Origin of the sequence: Pseudomonas sp. V88_4 (assembly GCF_029967985.1) — a bacterium.
Lineage (GTDB): Bacteria > Pseudomonadota > Gammaproteobacteria > Pseudomonadales > Pseudomonadaceae > Aquipseudomonas > Aquipseudomonas glycinae.
In genome coordinates, this window is the sequence record NZ_JASCAF010000035.1 from 1 (window position 1) to 16,253 (window position 16,253).

Here is a 16,253-nt window from a genome sequence, read left to right on the forward strand (position 1 = left end):
CAACCGAGGCGCGCATTCTACAGCAGCCTCATTTGCTGTCAAGTGATTATTTTCATTTAAATTCAATCACTTGCGTCAGAAGCAACATAGCGTTGCTCGCTAACGGGAGGCGAATAATACCGGATTGAAATTCGTGGTCAACCCCCGTTTGAAAATTCTTTTCGCCGACAATCAACCAATCACCTTGGCATACACCGACTGGTCAATATTTCCCCCGGACAGAATCACGCCGACCTGCTTCCCCTGCATTTTTCCACGCTCCTGCATCAATGCAGCCAACGCTGAGGCACCCGCGCCTTCTGCGAGGTTGTGGGTATCGGTGTAATAGACACGCATGGCTTGGGCGATCTCGCCTTCACTGACCGAGACGATCCTCGTCGCCCCTTCCTTATAGATGTCGAACGCCTGCACAATCGGCTTGCGCACGGCCAGGCCATCGGCAAAGGTGTTCGCCGACAGGGTTTCGCAGATCACGTTCGCTTCAAACGACAACTTGGCAGCCGCGGCTTCTGTCGACACCACTCCCACCACCTCGGTATTCAGTCCTAGCGCGTCGCGAACGGCGATCACACCACAGATCCCCGATCCGCAACCGATGGGCACGTAAATCGTATCCAGATCCGGCGCCGCACCGAACAACTCCAGCGCATACGTTGCCACTCCCTTTACCAGTTCAACGTGAAACGGCGGCACCAGGAAAAGGTCATGCTCCTGCGCCAGGCGCGCCGCCTCCTCACGAGCCTCGTCAAAATCGCGCCCGCACTCGACCACTTCACCACCAAAGCCACGCATGGCGTTGTTCTTTTCCAGCGAATTGCCCCGCGGCACCACAATCAACGCTTTCAGCCCCGCGGCCCGCGCCGCCAGCGCCAGACTCTGACCGTGATTGCCACGCGTCGCAGAGACAATGCCTTTGACAGCCGGATGTTCACGACGCAGCCAGTGCATAAAGGTAATACCGCCGCGCACCTTGAAGGCGCCGGTGGGCGTATGGTTTTCATGCTTGACCCAAACGGTGCAGCCCAACCGCTCGGCCAGTAACGGCCAACGGTACTGGGCGGTGGCCGGCATCACCTGATAAACCTGACGGGCAGCATTTTCAATATCATCGCGAGTCAATGCGTGCATATAGGTAGTTCCTTGAGTTTTGGCTCAGTCTAGGCACGGACGCATGACGTCGGCTTTCAAAAAACCGACCTGACTTTTGTGCGCCCCCTTCACTACTATGGTGTTCATGAGCTATCGAAACCGTCGCCATTCCATAGTCGTTGATGAGCCGATACGTCGTGTCGAAGCCGGTCCGTGGGCGATCGAACTGCTGCCCGGCGCTGCCTACTCGGTGCGATACGTGGCGACCCAATCAGCGATCGGCTTTGCCTTCGACAGCCAGCGCGGCGTGCACGCCATTGGTACTGACCGGATACACCCCTTCGATGCGATGCCCAATGGCCTGGCGTTTGTTCCGGCTGGATGTGACGTGTTGTCCGAGTCACCCATGGGCGGCGAATACCTGAGGGTGATACGCACCGACGGCACGGCACTGACCGGTGACCGCGCGTTCAACAATCGCATCGACCCGCAGGCCATTCACCTCGCGTCGCGAATGCGCAATGCGCTGCTGCAAGCCTCTCTGGATGATGACTGGGAAAGCTGGGCGCTCAACCTGGCTGAACGGGTTGAGCGCCATGAGGCCGCAATGCATCAAGGCTCGATCACCGGCAGCCGAATGCGCCTGCTGGACGAGTTCATCGACGCCGGCCTCGGCAGCCCGCTCAGCGTCCCGGAAATGGCGCAATTGCTGGACTTGTCAGAGGGCTATTTCATGCGCGCCTTCAAGCAGGCGACCGGTAAAAGCCCCCACAGTTACCTGATCGACAGACGACTGGCCAAGGCCCGAGCGTCAATGCGCGACACAACAGCCAGCCTCTCGCAGATAGCTCTCGCTTGTGGCTTCAACTCACAGGCGCATATGACCACAGCCTTCAAACAGCGCCTCGGCGTGAGTCCGGCGCAATTGCGCACAGATTCGCGCCATAGCTCTGCTACCGACCCACAACATTCTTCTATATAGAAGAAGCGGCCAGAAGCCCGGCACCTGCCGGGCTTGTTTTTTACCCAAACCATTTCAGCGAACAACCAGTGGCATTCAAACGCCCTTCTATGTTGTCCTGTTCGACAAGAGCCCGGCACGCTCCCTGCCCGGCTCACGTCATCCAGCATACAACCGATGAGGTCCGTTTCATGAGCAAGGCGCCCTACGCTCCACCCAAGGTCTGGAAACACATCGCTCCGTCCGGCGGCCAGTTCGCCAGCATCAATCGCCCGATTGCCGGGCCTACCCACGACAAGACGCTGCCGACCGGCAAGCACCCGTTGCAGCTGTATTCTCTGGCCACGCCCAACGGCGTGAAAGTGACCATCCTGCTCGAGGAGCTGCTGGCGCTCGGACACACCGCCGCCGAGTACGACGCCTGGCTGATCCGCATCAACGAGGGCGATCAGTTCTCCAGCGGCTTTGTCGAGATCAACCCCAATTCGAAAATTCCGGCGTTGCTGGATCGCAGCGCAGAGCCGGCCATTCGCGTCTTCGAATCCGGCTCGATCCTGCTTTATCTGGCGGAAAAATTTGGCGCCTTCCTGCCTACCGACCTGGCGGGACGCACCGAAACCCTGAACTGGCTGTTCTGGCAAATGGGCTCAGCGCCCTATCTGGGCGGCGGTTTCGGACACTTCTATGCCTATGCGCCGGAAAAACTCGAATACCCGATCAACCGATTCACCATGGAAACCAAGCGGCAGCTGGATGTGCTCGATCGCCGCCTGAGCGAAAGTCCCTACCTTGCCGGCAACGACTACACCATCGCCGACATCGCGGTCTGGCCGTGGTACGGGCAATTGGTGCGCAACAATGTCTACTCCGCCGCCGAGTTCCTTTCCGCTCACGAATACACCCACGTGCAGCGCTGGGCGCAAGAGATTGCCGAACGGCCTGCGGTGATTCGTGGCCAACGCGTCAACCGGACGTGGGGCGATGAAGCGAGCCAGGTTCCGGAGCGGCATCAGGCGAGCGATCTGGATTAAGCTTCACCTGATACGACGCGACGTCCGGTGCGGGTGTATCGGGCGTTGCGTTCGCTACACCAACAGGTCGGCCCACTGCCCCGGCGTCATCTTCGTCACCATCAGCAGCACGATCACGAACATCCCCAGAAAACCGGCAACACCCATCCAGAACCACTTTCGATACACGCAGCGGTAGTCATCAGCGAGCGCTGCCCCAGTCTCGACTGCGCTTGAAGCCATCACGTACAAACGCTTCTGAAGCACCAAAACCGGCAACCAGAGCGAGCCGACGCACAGGAAAATGATCAAGGACGTCAGTACCCACTCCGTGGTCAATGGCATTGCGGCAAGCCTGGTCAACCCGTAACCCGTCGCTATCTGAATAAAGCCCGCCGGCGTGGTGATCCAGGCGTCGAACCGTACGACCATTCTCGCCACGTGCGCGATCACCAGAGGGTTGGCTGTACGGCTCGCTGCGATCAGATAGAGGTACGACCCCATGCCGAATCCGAACAGGAAAACCGCGGCGATGATGTGAATGTATTTGAGGCATAGATAGAGCACGGTCAGTTCTGCCCGTCAGAGAAATGCATCGACAGGCTCAGATTCTGCGGATCGTTGATGGCCGCCATGTACTCGTCAACGCTGACCTCTCCTACACAAGGACGTGCGCCAGCCTCGGGCTGGTATCCCTGCGCGATTTTCGCCGCCAGGGCAACGGCTGCGCAGCTGGGGATTTCCGGTCCCTTGTCATTCCGGGCGGTGAGCTGCACCGTCATGGCCAGCGGTTTTCCGTCGATACCGAGTCCTGTCACGTCGATATACATTGCGCTGTTGCCATCACCGAATCGCTCGAACCAGGTACCCCAACGATGAAGCCGCGCCGCCCAGGGAAGATGATCACGAAACGCACCAAACCTGCGGGCCAGCGCGAACAGACCGTTGGCCACACCACCCAGCTTCAGGCCCGCACCCGCCTTGAAACTCAAGGTTCCTGCGCCATAGCGTTTAGCGAAGATATCCATGTCCGGCACGTCGACGTTCGCCAGCACCCGAACGCCCAGGTGAGGCATCTTGCGCAACGTCAGGTCCAGCCAGCCTGCCACCTCATGAACCTGGCCATTCCTGAGTTGCCTGATCGGCTTGCCGGCGTAGGCCAGAACACCTTCAACCGTCGACAGGCCCGGCATTTTCGCCGACGAGGAAATACCATGTTCGATCGAATCGATGCGGGAGAAGCGATGCCGCTGTTCATCGATAAGGGCCGATGAAAGTGTCGGCACCGAACTGCAACCGCTGAGAATCGCCACGCCGGCCTGTTTCGCGCGGGTATCGAGGATTCCGATGTCGTTGACGAATGTTCGGCAGTCGGACAAGTCGCAATAATGCACACCCGCGCCGATGCAGCCCTCGGCAACCGCATAGGATTGCCCTTGAAACGGGCCGCCGGTGTGGATGACCAGTTGAATGTTCAGCGATTTCAGAGCTGCGTCAAACCCGGCCCTCATCGCGTTGCCGCACCAACTCTCGCAGACAACGCCCGACCGGGCTTTCAGCTCGTCGACTTTGTGCGCCAATTTCTGCGGGTCGCGGCCTGAGATCACCAGCTCGATGTCAGGCATCTCAATCAAATGCCGACTGACAATGCTGCCGAAATTTCCATAACCGCCGACCACTAAAACCCTGAGTGCCACGCAATGCTTCCTTGAAATGGATGACTGATTTCAGTCGGACAGCTTTTACTTACGCGGCCTGCCGACGCATCGTCAGAATCGCCGCCCCGAAACCGATAAACGTAGTTCCCACCACCCGACTGACCCAGCGGGACAGCGCAGGCCGGGTCAGCACGCCCTTGGCCCGCGAGGCGAGCGCTGCATAAAGCGTCAGCGACGTCACCGACAACGCCATAAAAATCGAGGTGAGGATCAGAAACTGCGGCAGCAATGTCGCGCCCTGATCGATGAACTGCGGAAACAGTGCGGTGAAGAACATTGTCGCCTTGGGATTGGTCACGGCCGTCAGGAACGCTGACTTGTACAGTTTGCTGCGAGTAGGCCGGACCTTTTTCGACTCATCTTCAACGTGCTCCGGGAGCATCGAACCCTTTTTGAACAACTGCCGGATCCCGAGGTAGAACAGATAACCGGCACCGATGATTTTCACCGCGTTGAACAGCATTTCGGAGCTGGCCAGCAAGGCCCCAAGTCCCAGCATCGCTGCAGCCGAGAGGCAGAACAGGCCACTGGCATTGCCGAGGGATGACCAGATCGCACTGCGTTGACCATGGGCCAGGCTGTTGTTGATCGCCATCAGGGTCGCGGGCCCCGGGCTGGCGATCGCAATCGCGGCAACCAGGGTAAAGGCCAGAATCGAGTGAGAATCCATTTTCCATGCTCGTTGGGGTGAGGTGGCCGCATATTACAGGAGCGCGGGAGCCAACGGACCTCAGGCCGCTACGCTTTACTTCTCGGTGTCAGCAGCCCAATGATGGAAACCGGCACCGACCTCGAATAACGACAACGGAGGGTCGTCCAGCGATCATGAACATTCTCTACGACGAACAGGTCGACGGCGCTTTGCCCGACGTCGACAAGACTGCACTTCTGCAAGCCCTGCTGCACCAATGGCCAGACCTGGAAGTGCTGCATCAGCGCGAAGAATTGAAGCCGTATGAATGCGATGGGCTGTCCGCCTATCGCACCACGCCGCTGCTGGTGGTACTGCCACGACATATCGATGAAGTTCAGGGCGTGTTGCGAATCTGCCACGAACGACGTGTGCCGGTGGTGGCCCGGGGCGCCGGGACCGGATTGTCCGGCGGCGCTCTACCGCTGGAAAAAGGTGTGCTGCTGGTGATGGCGCGTTTCAATAACATCCTGCACATCGATCCCGCGGCGCGTACTGCACGGGTTCAACCCGGTGTGCGCAATCTGGCGATCTCCCAGGCCGCGGCGCCGTTCGGGTTGTATTACGCGCCTGATCCTTCCTCGCAAATCGCCTGCTCCATCGGCGGCAATGTGGCGGAAAACGCCGGCGGCGTGCACTGCCTCAAGTACGGACTGACCGTGCACAACCTGCTCAAGGTCGAGATTCTAACCGTCGATGGCGAACGCCTGACGCTGGGGTCGGAGGCGCTGGACTCCCCCGGTTTCGACCTGCTGGCACTGTTCACCGGTTCCGAAGGCCTGCTCGGGGTGATTACCGAAGTCACGGTCAAGCTCTTGCCCAAACCGCAGACGGCCAAAGTGCTGCTGGCGGCATTCGACTCCGTGGAAAAGGCCGGCCGCGCAGTGGCCGACATCATCGCGGCCGGCATCATCCCCGGCGGCCTGGAGATGATGGATAACCTGGCGATTCGCGCGGCCGAAGACTTCATCCACGCCGGTTATCCGGTGGACGCCGAGGCGATTCTGCTCTGCGAACTCGATGGCGTTGAAGCCGATGTCCACGATGATTGCACGCGGGTCCGGCAAGTGCTCGAACACGCCGGCGCCACCGAACTGCGCCAGGCCCGGGACGAAGCCGAACGCGTGCGATTCTGGGCCGGACGCAAGAATGCGTTCCCCGCCGTGGGCCGGTTGTCGCCGGACTATTACTGCATGGACGGCACGATTCCGCGTCGCGAATTGCCTGGTGTACTGCACGCCATTGCGCAGCTTTCAGCCGAATATGGCTTGCGGGTCGCCAATGTATTCCACGCTGGCGACGGCAACATGCACCCACTGATTCTGTTCGACGCCAACCAGCCCGGCGAGCTGGAACGTGCCGAAGCGCTGGGTGGCAAGATCCTCGAACTGTGCGTGAAGGTCGGCGGCAGCATCACCGGCGAACACGGTGTGGGCCGGGAAAAAATCAACCAGATGTGCGCGCAGTTCAACGGTGACGAACTGACCCTGTTTCACGCCGTGAAAGCGGCGTTCGATCCGAGTGGCTTGCTCAATCCCGGCAAAAACATTCCGACCCTGCACCGCTGTGCCGAATTCGGCGCCTTGCACGTGCACCACGGGCAGTTGCCCTTCCCCGAACTGGAGCGGTTCTGATGGGCGATACAAAGGATTTCGATGACAGCGCCACTCTGCTGGAACAGGTCAGGCTAGCGCTGGAAAATGCCACGCCGCTGCGCATTCAGGGCGCCAACAGCAAGGCTTTTCTGGGACGCATCGTCGGCGGTGAAATTCTCGACACCCGCGCTCACTGCGGCATCGTCCGCCACGACCCGACCGAACTGGTGATCACCGCGCGCTGCGGCACTCCGCTGGCAGAATTGCTGGCGGTGCTGGACGCCTCGCAACAGATGCTGGCCTGCGAACCGCCGGCATTCGCCGACGACGCCACCGTGGGCGGCATGATCGCCAGCGGGTTGTCGGGCCCGCGTCGCCCGTGGTCGGGATCGGTGCGCGACTTTGTGCTCGGCACACGGATCATCACTGGTCACGGCAAACACCTGCGCTTCGGTGGCGAAGTCATGAAGAACGTTGCCGGTTATGACCTGTCGCGCCTGATGGCCGGCAGTTACGGCTCGCTTGGGGTGATCACCGAAGTCTCGCTAAAGGTGCTGCCCAAACCGCGAGCATGCCTGAGCCTAAGTCTGGAAATGTCCGGCGAACAGGCGTTGCTGCGTCTGGCCGAATGGGGCCAGCAGCCGTTGCCGATCAGTGCTGCCTGTCACGATGGCCGGCAACTGCACTTGCGTCTGGAGGGCGGCGAAGGCTCAGTGGCGGCCGCCCATGATCGACTTGGCGGGGAGCTGATCGACAGTTCGTTCTGGGCCGATCTCAACGAACAGCGTCTGGGCTTCTTTGATCAAGACCAAGCGCTATGGCGCCTGTCCGTGCCGCTCAATACGCCGCCGCTGAACCTGCCCGGCGAGCAGTGGCTCGACTGGGGCGGAGCGCAACGCTGGCTCAAGTCCACGGCCGAAGCGGCGGTCATTCGCAAAGTGGTCGGCGACGTCGGCGGGTATGCGACCTGCTACAGCCACGGCCTGATCGACGAACCATTCCAGCCATTGACGCCCGCCCTGCTGCACTATCACCGCCAACTTAAAAAACAACTCGATCCGCAGGGCATTTTCAACCCCGGTCGTCTGTACGCGGAGTTCTGAGCCATGCAAACCACCCTCAGCCCGCAGGCGCGGCAACTGCCCCGAGCCGAAGAGGCCGAAAGCATCCTGCGCACGTGCGTGCATTGCGGGTTCTGCAATGCGACCTGCCCGACCTATCAATTGCTCGGCGATGAGCTGGACGGCCCGCGCGGGCGCATCTACTTGATCAAGCAAGTGCTTGAAGGCAACGAAGTCACGGCCAAAACCCAGCGGCATCTGGATCGCTGCCTGTCGTGTCGCAACTGTGAAACCACCTGCCCTTCCGGCGTGGACTATCACAACCTGCTCGACATCGGCCGGGCAGTGGTCGACGACGCCGTTGCGCGGCCGCTCAGGCAGCGTCTGTTGCGTGAAGGTCTTCGACGCGTCGTGCCCAATCCGCAGATGTTCAAAGGGCTGATCAAAGCCGGCCGGATGTTCCGGGCGCTACTGCCCCATTCCCTGCAAGACAAACTGCCACGCGATGTGGCGCTGCCTGCCCCACGTCCCGCCATCGGTCATGCGCGACAAGTGCTAATGCTCGAGGGTTGCGTGCAACCAGGCTTGTCACCCAATACCAATGCCGCAGCAGCCCGGGTGCTGGATCGTCTGGGCATCAGCGTGATCCCTGCCCGCGAGGCGGGTTGTTGCGGCGCGGTGGATTATCACCTCGACGCCCAGGCCACTGGTCTTGAGCGCGCGCGCCACAACATTGATGCGTGGTGGCCGGCCATCGCACAGGGCGCCGAGGCGATCGTACAGACTGCCAGCGGTTGCGGTGCGTTCATCAAGGATTACGGGCACTTGCTTCGCACCGATCCGGCTTATGCCGAAAAGGCCAAAGCCGTCAGCGCGCTGGCAAAAGACCTGGTTGAGGTGCTGCGCGAGGAGCCGCTCGAGTCCTTCGGCATCCGCGCCAATCAACGTGTAGCTTTTCATTGCCCGTGCACTTTGCAACATGCACAGAAACTCGGCGGTGCGGTGGAGTCGGTGCTGACCCGACTGGGCTTCGACCTGACTGCCGTCCCCGACGCTCATCTGTGCTGCGGCTCGGCGGGTACTTATTCGATCACCCAACCGGCGCTGGCCAGGTCCCTGCGCGACAACAAACTCGATGCGCTGGAGAGTGGTCATCCCGAGATCATCGCCACCGCCAACATCGGCTGCCAGATCCACCTCGACGGCGCCGGCCGCACGCCCGTCAGGCACTGGATCGAGTGGGTGGACGCGCATTGTCGATGAAAGTCCGAAGTGCCTGCTACCCTTCAAACGGTGGCGCAGACAAGACTGAACATTGCGTCGATCCAAGTGTTCTAGATGCCGTAATCACGGATCAAGGATGAGCGAATGGACTTTTCCACTCATGCGGCCCCGCTCCCCTCGCCTCAACGTAACGCCACCCGGCGCCTGGCCTTTGCCGTAGGCGTGCTGTTCATAGCCGGTGTCATCACCGCCGTCGGTGCCCTGTTAAGTATTGCGACGCGGCTCGATGACGACGATGTGAACGACAACCTGTTCTATTCGACCCGAGCCCTGGAAAACCGCATCCTGGCTTCAAAAAACTACATCACCAGTTACGCCTACTGGACAACGGCCTATGAGCATCTGAGCGCTCAGGTCGACACGAACTGGGCCTACGTTGAACAAAACCTCGGCAAAACCCTGTTCACCAGCGATGGCTATGACGGCGTATTTGTCCTGAACCGGGAACAGACCAAATATGCGGTGGTGCGCGGCCAATTGGTCGAAGCAAACATCTCCGGTTTTCTCAAGGCGTCGGCCACTGCACTGGTCGACCAGGTACAGCTGCAAAGCGACCTCACCAAGCCCGTCAGTACCTATTCGTTGTTTGAAGACTGGCCGGCGCTGGTGACGGCGGCGGCCATCATTCCCAATGACGAGCGCCCCACCGAAGAACCCCGTAACACCTCCGTGCTGGTATTCGTCGACAAGCTGACGCCTGCCAAACTGCGAAAGATCGGCAGCGGCTTCGGCCTGAACAACCTGACCCTGGCCCCGGACGAAACCATCGAAGCGGGCCAGCCCCGAGTGCCGCTGGACAGTACCGGTTACAGTCTGGTCGCAGACCTCGAGCGTCCGGGGCAACAGTTGCTGTGGTCATTGCTGCCAGCGCTTGGCAGCATTTTGCTCATCCTCATGCTGTTGACCGGCTACTTTTTCCGGCATGCCTTGCGCTCGTCGCAGTACGTGGACAACAGCTTCGAAGCGATGCAGACCTCACACCGGGCAATGCAAGCGGCCAATCAGGCACTTGAGGCCAGTGAAGAACGTTTTCGCGCCGTGGCTGAAGCGGCTTCGGACTGGATCTGGGAAATCGACCGGCACCTGTCTCTCACCTATCTCTCGGCGCGCTTCAGTACTGTGACCGGATACCCACGTGAACAGTGGCTGGGACAGGACATCATGCAGTTACTGTCCTGCGATACCACGCCGCTGGAGCTATGGCTCAAGAAACTGAACGAAGAGGTCAACGCCAGTGACCTGCGCTGTACCTACCGCGATGAAACAGGACAGCAACGCTATTGCCGGCTGTCCGCCAGGCCGATCGTCGAAAGCCATTCCATCGTCGGGTATCGCGGCACCGCCAGCGACATTACCGATGAAGTGGCGGCCCATGCACAGATCCAGCACCTGTCCATGCACGACGCACTGACGGGGCTGCCCAATCGCAACAAACTGGCGCGCTATCTGGAAGAGGCCCTGCAACTCAAAGAGCATGCCGCCCCCCTGTCACTGCTGATGATCGATCTGGACAACTTCAAGCCGATCAATGACTCACTGGGGCATCCGGCCGGTGATGCGGTCCTGCAGGAAGTCGCCAGGCGCCTGCGCGAATGCACGCGTGATCACGACATTGTTGCGCGGCTGGGCGGCGACGAATTCGTCGTCGTGCTCAGTGGCATGGACTCGCATCAGGAAATCGACCGGTTCTGCACACGCCTGATCGGCAGCCTGCATGAGCCGGTGATGTTCGAGCATCATCCATTGCACATCGGTGCCAGCATCGGCATCACCCTGAGCCGGCGCCACGGCTTCGAAGCCGCAGAGCTGATTCGCTGCGCCGACATCGCGCTCTATCAGGCCAAGTCGGAGGGCAAGAACACCTGGTGCTATTTCGAAGCGCACATGAGCGACCAGATTCAGACGCGTCGACAAATGGAAGACGACTTGCGCAAAGCGCTGAAAGACAACGAACTGGTGCTGCACTACCAGCCCCGCTACAAGGTGGACGGCAAGGAAATTGTTTCGGTTGAAGCCCTGGTGCGCTGGCAGCATCCGACGAAAGGGCTGCTCGGTCCCGATCTGTTCATTCCGCTGGCGGAGCAGACGGACCTGATCGTCCCCCTCGGTCGCTGGGTATTGCGCGAAGCCTGCCAGACCGCCCTGACCTGGCCTGCAGAAATCCTCCTGTCGGTGAACCTTTCTCCTGCCCAGTTTGCACTGAGCGATGTCGTGCAGGATGTGCGCGAGGTACTGGTCGAAACCCGCTTTCCGGGCAGTCGTCTGGAACTGGAGATCACGGAAAACGTCATGCTCAACGACACCGACGGTGCATTGACCACCATGAACGCGCTGAAAGAGCTGGGCGTGAGGTTGAACATGGATGACTTCGGCACCGGCTACTCCTCGCTGGGCTACCTGCGCGCCTATCCGTTCGACGGCATCAAGATCGACAAGCGTTTCATTGCCTCGATCAGCACTGGCAGCAATGATCGTGCGGTGGTGCAAGCGATCATCGGTCTGGGCAAGGCAATGGGCCTGAATGTCACGGCCGAAGGCGTCGAGACCGAAGAGCAACTGGCCATTCTCGGCAAGGATCAATGCAACGAAGTGCAGGGTTATTTCATGAGCCGGCCGATCGACAAAATGGCTTTTGCCCGTCTCCTGCAAACCTCAAAACGCTCCGGAGCCGTCAATCATCGCTCGAACACCGCGCGCTCATGAGGACCGGTGCCTGTCCGGCCATTGAATGTTCGGGTTATGAGCTAATAGCCCCTTCATTAATTCGTCGCTCACACGTTGTACTAGGATAGGATCCAAATTTCCCGATTTGTGGTCGCCGGCCAAGGACATCCGCCGGAGACTCGGGAAAGCGCAATTCCCCCATTGCTACTCATGGATGAAACACATGAACTCACACCTGTTCCCTCACATCGGCAAGGTCATCGCCAGCACTGGCAGCCGGCATTTTCCGCGGATGCTGCACGATCTGATCCTCACCCAACTGGCCGTGGATGCCACACACATCCGGCAGATGCGCGTCGAGCCGGTCGGGCGTGCGCAACCGCGCATCGACCCTGAATGCCCCAAAGAGGCGGCACTGACGGCCGAGACGGTGTATTCCGAACTGAGCACCGATCCCGCTAACAGTGACGTGCCCGCCCCCGAACCCTCCACGGTCACCGATGCGTCGCAGTTGCACCTGACCCGGCGCAAGGACGGTTACCGCTATGTGATTTCCGTGTACCGCTGCGGCCCGTCGAAGCGGTTTTCCGCCCGGGAGCGCAGCCTGTTGCAGGACATCTCCCCGGTGCTGCTGCCGATGGTGGAAAAGCATATCCACGCGCTGCAACCGGCGAGTGCGGATCCCGAACTGCAAGCCGCAACGACCGAAGCATCGCTTCAAGGCCTGGAGACCCTGCGCTTGCGCTTTTGCGAGCGCGTTCAGCACTTGGGCCTGAGCCTGTCGAACCGAGAGATGGAAGTGTGCGTCGGTCTGCTGGCCGGACGCACCGCGCCGGAACTGGCCGAGCAATTGCAACTGAAGGTCAACACCGTCGAGAGCTATCTCAAGCGCGCCGCCATCAAACTGGGGATCAGCGGCCGCCATTCGCTGATGCGCTGGATGTATTCGCCTGAGGACTGCCCGGCCGCCTGCGACCCGTCCAGCGCGGCCTGATCGATCACGCGCCTGTAAAAAAACCGCCGTCCTGCCAGGGACGACGGTTTTTTTCATGTCCGGCCCCTCAGTCCCGCGCCAAGGCCTCGATCGGGTCAAGCCGCGAAGCATTGCGCGCCGGCACGAAGCCGAACACGATGCCGATCAGCGTCGAGCAGAACACCGCTGTCAGCACCGAGCCCAGCGAGAACACCATCTCCCATTCCTTGATGAACAGCGAAAACAAATGGCCGATGGCGTAACTCAACGAAATTCCAATCGCCCCGCCCAGCAGACAGACCATCACCGCCTCCACCAGAAACTGCTGACGAATATCCGACTGCCGCGCCCCCACCGCCATGCGAATGCCGATTTCACGGGTTCGCTCGGTGACCGACACCAGCATGATGTTCATCACCCCAATACCGCCGACTACCAGCGAAATCACCGCAATCAGCGACAGCAACAGCGCCAGCGAGCGGCTGGTTTTCTGCACCGTCTGCATAACGCTGTCGAGGTTGTTGGTGAAGAAGTCCTTGGTGCCGTGGCGCTGCAGCATCAGTTTGTTGACGTTGTCTTCCACCACTTTGCTCGGCTGGCCGTCCTTGATCCGCACGCTGATGCTGTCCAGGTAACGCTGGCCCAACAGCCGGCCGGCGGCAGTTTCATAGGGCACCCAGACATTGAGCGACTTGCTCGACGAGAAGATGTTCTTGTTCTGCGCCGCCACTCCAATCACGGTGCACGGCAGGTTGCCGATCAGGATCACCTGCCCCAGCGGATCAACGCCCTCTGCGAACAAACGCTGGCGAGTGTTGTGATCGATCACCACCACTTGCGCCTGGCGCCGGGCATCGCTTTCGCTGAACGGGATGCCCGACTCCATCTTGATTCCGCGCACCTGGAAGTACAGATCGCTGACGCCGTTGACCTGCGCATCGAGGTCAATGTTGCGATAGCGCAGCAAGAGATTGCGCCCGACCACCGGCGTGGCGCTGTCGACGTAATACAGCTGATTGAGCGCCGCCACATCCGCCGGCACCAGGGTTTCGATGGCCGCTGAACGGCTGTCGCCGAAACTGGTGCCGGAATAGATATCAATGGTGTTGCTGCCGATGGCCTGAATGTCCTTGAGGACATAGCGCTTGGCCCCTTCGCCGATGGCCGAGATCGATACCACCGAGGTAATGCCGATGACGATCCCGAGCATGGTCAGCAAGGTGCGCATGCGATGGGAAATCAGCGCGACCCAGGCCATGTTGAACGCCTCCTTGAACAACCCGAGACTGGCCACCAGACGCCGCGCTGCTGTGGATTTGGGGACCGCGTCCTCATTGGTCAGTGCCGTGCTGTCGCGCTCGTTGCGCCGGTCGCTGAGGATTTCGCCATCGCTGACTTCGATGATGCGCTCGGCGTTGGCTGCGACCTTGGGGTCGTGGGTCACCAGAATCACCGTGTGCCCGGCCGCGTGCAGCTCCAGCAGGATGCGCATCACCTCCTTGCCGCTGGTGGTATCGAGGGCACCGGTCGGTTCATCCGCGAGGATCACTTCGCCGCCGTTCATCAAGGCCCGGGCGATACTCACCCGCTGCTGCTGACCGCCTGACAGCTGGCTCGGGCGATGGGTCAGGTGGCCTTCCAGGCCCAGCCGAGCCAACAATTCACGGGCCCGGGCATGACGCTGTGGCTCCGGCGTGCCGGCGTAGATCGCCGGCATCTCGACGTTATGCATCGCGCTCAAGTGCGGCAGCAAGTGGTAGCGCTGGAAGATGAAGCCGAAATAGTCGCGACGCAGTTCGGCCAGCGCCTGATTGTCCAGATCGCGGGTTTCCCGGCCGTTGATCTTGTAGCTTCCGGCCGTGGCGTAATCGAGACAGCCGAGGATGTTCATCAGGGTCGATTTACCGGAGCCCGAGGCACCGATGATCGCGACCATTTCCCCGGCATTGATCGTCAGGTTGATGTTCTTCAACGCGAGGAATTCGCGATCGCCAGCCGTGAAGCTGCGGCTGATGCCGGTCAGTTGCAGCAGAGGTTCGGTCATGCTCATGCCCCTGCCACTTTCGTCACCGGATCACCGATCACCACCCGGTCGCCTTCGGCCAGGCCGTCGTTGACCTGCACCTTGACGTTGTTGTTGATCCCGGTCTGCACGTTGCGCGACTGCGCCTGGCCCTTGGCGTCCAGCACCCGAACCGGGAAGCTGCCATCGCTGTTGCGTGGGCCCAGCGCCGCTACCGGAATCGTCAGCACCGATTTGGCGGTGTCGAGCACCACCCGCACCTGAGCGGTCATGGAAATACGCAAACGGTGATCAGGATTCGGCACCTCGAACAGCGCGTTGTAGAACACCGCCGTGTTCTGTTTCGGCGTACCGGCGGGCGGGGTTTCGAGGAAGTTCTGCGGCGCAGGCTCAGTGCCGCGCAGTTTGCCGTAATAACGTTTTTCCTCGCCGAGAATGGTGAAGTACACCTCCTGCCCCGGCGCGATGTGAATGACGTCGGCCTCCGACACTTGAGCCTTGACGGTCATGGTGTCCAGATCCGCGAGTTTCAGCAGAACCGGCGCCAGTTGGCTGGCGATCACGGTCTGGCCTTCCTGAGTCACGATGCCCACCACGTCGCCATCGATGGGCGCGACGATCCGCGTGTAGGCCAGATTGACCTTGGCCGTGTCGATCTGGATGTGCGCGCTTTTGATTTGCGCATCCAGCGACATCAGGTTGGCCTGCTGCACTTCGTAGTTCGACTGCGCGGTTTCGAAATCCTGCCGCGAGATCGAGGCGTCCTCCTGCAGATTCTGATAGCGCTCGTAGATCGCCTTGGTCTGGCGCAACTGAGCCTGGGTCGCCCGGCGCTGGGCTTGCAGGTTTTCCTCATCGACCTGTGCCTGACGCAGGGTGTTCTGCAGCACCAACGGGTCGATTTCCGCCAGCCACTGGCCCTTCTTGACCTTGTCGCCGACCTTGACCTTCAGCGACTTCAACTGGCCCGAAACCTGGGCACCGACGTCCACCTGCTTGATGCCCTCCAGCAGACCGGTGGCCAGCACTGCGTTTTCAATGTCAGCGCGTTCGACCGTGGCGGTCAGGTATTGCGGTGCTTCGGCCGGCGCCTGCACCGTGTAGAACACCAACCCGGCCACCAGCGTCAACGCGACTCCCAGACCGACTTTGCGCACCTTCGACTGTTCCATAAATGACCACAA

Annotated in this window: 13 protein-coding genes; 7 read left to right on the top strand and 6 right to left on the bottom strand. The window is 60.5% G+C overall.

Annotated features, from left to right (window positions below):
- Window positions 1–171: 171 nt before the first annotated feature.
- Entirely contained in the window at window positions 172–1,128 is a 957-nt protein-coding gene (locus QLG12_RS13470) for a threonine dehydratase (protein WP_282474684.1), read from the bottom strand.
- Window positions 1,129–1,225: 97 nt separating this feature from the next.
- Here QLG12_RS13470 and QLG12_RS13475 point away from each other — a divergent pair, with 97 nt between their 5' ends.
- Window positions 1,226–2,071 (top strand): AraC family transcriptional regulator, encoded by an 846-nt coding sequence (locus QLG12_RS13475; protein WP_282474685.1) that lies wholly within the window; start codon window positions 1,226–1,228, stop codon window positions 2,069–2,071.
- Between the two features lie 170 nt (window positions 2,072–2,241).
- The gene (gene yghU / locus QLG12_RS13480; RefSeq protein WP_197871783.1) at window positions 2,242–3,081 is read left to right on the top strand and encodes a glutathione-dependent disulfide-bond oxidoreductase; all 840 of its coding nucleotides are present in this window, start codon (window positions 2,242–2,244) and stop codon (window positions 3,079–3,081) included.
- Window positions 3,082–3,135: 54 nt separating this feature from the next.
- On the opposite strand, the gene QLG12_RS13485 is transcribed toward yghU, so the two are convergent.
- From QLG12_RS13485 to QLG12_RS13495, 3 genes are read right to left on the bottom strand one after another with little or no spacing between them, the layout of a single operon-like run.
- Window positions 3,136–3,627, bottom strand: coding sequence for a DUF2269 domain-containing protein (locus QLG12_RS13485; protein WP_197871781.1), 492 nt, complete (start codon window positions 3,625–3,627; stop codon window positions 3,136–3,138).
- Between the two features lie 2 nt (window positions 3,628–3,629).
- Window positions 3,630–4,757, bottom strand: a complete 1,128-nt coding sequence (locus tag QLG12_RS13490) for a saccharopine dehydrogenase NADP-binding domain-containing protein (RefSeq protein ID WP_282474686.1) — start codon at window positions 4,755–4,757, stop codon at window positions 3,630–3,632.
- Window positions 4,758–4,806: 49 nt separating this feature from the next.
- Window positions 4,807–5,448: a LysE family translocator gene (locus QLG12_RS13495; RefSeq protein ID WP_108561297.1), complete on the bottom strand. Its 642-nt coding sequence runs from the start codon at window positions 5,446–5,448 to the stop codon at window positions 4,807–4,809.
- A gap of 155 nt (window positions 5,449–5,603) precedes the next feature.
- Between QLG12_RS13495 and glcD the strand changes: the two genes are divergently transcribed.
- The 5 genes from glcD (at window position 5,604) to QLG12_RS13520 (ending at window position 13,067) form a co-directional block, all read left to right on the top strand.
- Complete coding sequence (glcD, locus tag QLG12_RS13500; RefSeq protein WP_282474687.1) at window positions 5,604–7,103, top strand: glycolate oxidase subunit GlcD; 1,500 nt, start codon at window positions 5,604–5,606, stop codon at window positions 7,101–7,103.
- A complete protein-coding gene (glcE, locus tag QLG12_RS13505; protein ID WP_282474688.1) occupies window positions 7,103–8,167 on the top strand; it encodes a glycolate oxidase subunit GlcE in 1,065 nt (354 codons plus the stop codon). Before glcD ends, glcE begins: the two co-directional genes overlap by 1 nt.
- A gap of 3 nt (window positions 8,168–8,170) precedes the next feature.
- Complete coding sequence (gene glcF / locus QLG12_RS13510) at window positions 8,171–9,388, top strand: glycolate oxidase subunit GlcF (RefSeq protein WP_197871771.1); 1,218 nt, start codon at window positions 8,171–8,173, stop codon at window positions 9,386–9,388.
- Between the two features lie 105 nt (window positions 9,389–9,493).
- Window positions 9,494–12,112 carry an EAL domain-containing protein gene (locus tag QLG12_RS13515; protein ID WP_282474689.1) on the top strand — a complete coding sequence of 873 codons (2,619 nt, stop codon included), beginning with the start codon at window positions 9,494–9,496 and terminating at the stop codon, window positions 12,110–12,112.
- Window positions 12,113–12,296: 184 nt separating this feature from the next.
- Window positions 12,297–13,067, top strand: coding sequence for a LuxR C-terminal-related transcriptional regulator (locus tag QLG12_RS13520; RefSeq protein ID WP_197871769.1), 771 nt, complete (start codon window positions 12,297–12,299; stop codon window positions 13,065–13,067).
- A gap of 67 nt (window positions 13,068–13,134) precedes the next feature.
- Here the strand turns inward: QLG12_RS13520 and QLG12_RS13525 are convergent, their stop codons facing one another.
- Window positions 13,135–15,090: a MacB family efflux pump subunit gene (locus QLG12_RS13525; protein WP_282474690.1), complete on the bottom strand. Its 1,956-nt coding sequence runs from the start codon at window positions 15,088–15,090 to the stop codon at window positions 13,135–13,137.
- 2 nt (window positions 15,091–15,092) lie between these two features.
- Window positions 15,093–16,241, bottom strand: a complete 1,149-nt coding sequence (gene macA / locus QLG12_RS13530) for a macrolide transporter subunit MacA (RefSeq protein ID WP_236194606.1) — start codon at window positions 16,239–16,241, stop codon at window positions 15,093–15,095.
- Window positions 16,242–16,253: the final 12 nt, after the last annotated feature.

What these genes read in the sequence shown, in the direction of transcription:
- QLG12_RS13470 (WP_282474684.1), bottom strand. Translation starts at nt 1,128, where the DNA reads ATGCACGCATTGACTCGCGATGATATTGAAAATGCTGCCCGTCAGGTT.
- QLG12_RS13475 (WP_282474685.1), top strand. Translation starts at nt 1,226, where the DNA reads ATGGTGTTCATGAGCTATCGAAACCGTCGCCATTCCATAGTCGTTGAT.
- yghU (WP_197871783.1), top strand. Translation starts at nt 2,242, where the DNA reads ATGAGCAAGGCGCCCTACGCTCCACCCAAGGTCTGGAAACACATCGCT.
- QLG12_RS13495 (WP_108561297.1), bottom strand. Translation starts at nt 5,448, where the DNA reads ATGGATTCTCACTCGATTCTGGCCTTTACCCTGGTTGCCGCGATTGCG.
- glcD (WP_282474687.1), top strand. Translation starts at nt 5,604, where the DNA reads ATGAACATTCTCTACGACGAACAGGTCGACGGCGCTTTGCCCGACGTC.
- glcE (WP_282474688.1), top strand. Translation starts at nt 7,103, where the DNA reads ATGGGCGATACAAAGGATTTCGATGACAGCGCCACTCTGCTGGAACAG.
- glcF (WP_197871771.1), top strand. Translation starts at nt 8,171, where the DNA reads ATGCAAACCACCCTCAGCCCGCAGGCGCGGCAACTGCCCCGAGCCGAA.
- QLG12_RS13515 (WP_282474689.1), top strand. Translation starts at nt 9,494, where the DNA reads ATGGACTTTTCCACTCATGCGGCCCCGCTCCCCTCGCCTCAACGTAAC.
- QLG12_RS13520 (WP_197871769.1), top strand. Translation starts at nt 12,297, where the DNA reads ATGAACTCACACCTGTTCCCTCACATCGGCAAGGTCATCGCCAGCACT.
- QLG12_RS13525 (WP_282474690.1), bottom strand. Translation starts at nt 15,090, where the DNA reads ATGACCGAACCTCTGCTGCAACTGACCGGCATCAGCCGCAGCTTCACG.
- macA (WP_236194606.1), bottom strand. Translation starts at nt 16,241, where the DNA reads ATGGAACAGTCGAAGGTGCGCAAAGTCGGTCTGGGAGTCGCGTTGACG.